The sequence below is a fragment of the Paenibacillus sinopodophylli genome (assembly GCF_005930355.1).
In the GTDB taxonomy this organism is placed as follows: Bacteria; Bacillota; Bacilli; order Paenibacillales; family Paenibacillaceae; genus Pristimantibacillus; species Pristimantibacillus sinopodophylli.
The window spans coordinates 1-255 of record NZ_VDBO01000088.1; the positions used below are offsets into that span (position 1 = coordinate 1).

A 255-nucleotide genomic window follows, 5' to 3' on the forward strand; every position below is an offset into this window, starting at 1 on the left:
GGGCGATCGAGGGGAATTGAACCCCCGAGTGTCGGATCCACAAACCGATGCGTTAACCACTTCGCCACGACCGCCATATTCAAATATTTAATTGGCAGGGGCAGCAGGAATTGAACCCACACCAAAGGTTTTGGAGACCTTTGTTCTACCTTTAAACTATGCCCCTAAGGTAAACTGATGGAGGATGATGGATTCGAACCACCGAACTCAGAGAGAGCAGATTTACAGTCTGCCGTGTTTAGCCACTTCACTAAT

2 tRNA genes are annotated in these 255 nt (G+C 48.2%); both read right to left on the reverse strand.

What is annotated here, in order from left to right:
- Window position 1: 1 nt before the first annotated feature.
- Window positions 2-74, reverse strand: a tRNA-His gene (locus tag FGT79_RS30790).
- Between the two features lie 18 nt (window positions 75-92).
- Window positions 93-166 (reverse strand) — tRNA-Trp (locus FGT79_RS30795).
- Window positions 167-255: the final 89 nt, after the last annotated feature.